The sequence below is a fragment of the Aliivibrio sp. 1S128 genome, from assembly GCF_001691065.1.
In the GTDB taxonomy this organism is placed as follows: Bacteria; Pseudomonadota; Gammaproteobacteria; order Enterobacterales; family Vibrionaceae; genus Aliivibrio.
The window spans coordinates 1-280 of the sequence record NZ_MAJV01000039.1 but is presented as its reverse complement, the minus strand read 5'-3'; the positions used below and the strand labels follow the sequence as shown (position 1 = coordinate 280).

1 protein-coding gene is annotated in these 280 nt (G+C 37.9%); it reads right to left on the bottom strand.

Features of this window, described 5'->3' with window-relative positions; genetic code table 11:
• Window positions 1-280 (bottom strand): GNAT family N-acetyltransferase (locus A6E03_RS07185; protein ID WP_141677241.1); only part of this gene is annotated, 280 nt, incomplete at both ends.

Genomic DNA, 280 nt, shown 5'->3' with positions numbered 1-280 from the left:
TCTCACACGGTTCATATGAACAAATTGAGCATCTTCTGATGTTACTTGGAAACCAAATTTACGATATAAACCGCCTACTCGATTGCCTTGCAAATAACACAATTTCACTGGTTTATTCTCGCTATCAGCAAACTCTAAACATTGGCTTAAAACCTGACTTCCTATTCCTTTCCCGTGAAAGCTTGGTAATAAAAAGAAACGGCAAAAATAGAAATGGTCGCCTTTGTTTTGAAGTAAATAGCTACCTACGGCTTCACCTGACATTTCAATGATGGTTGGT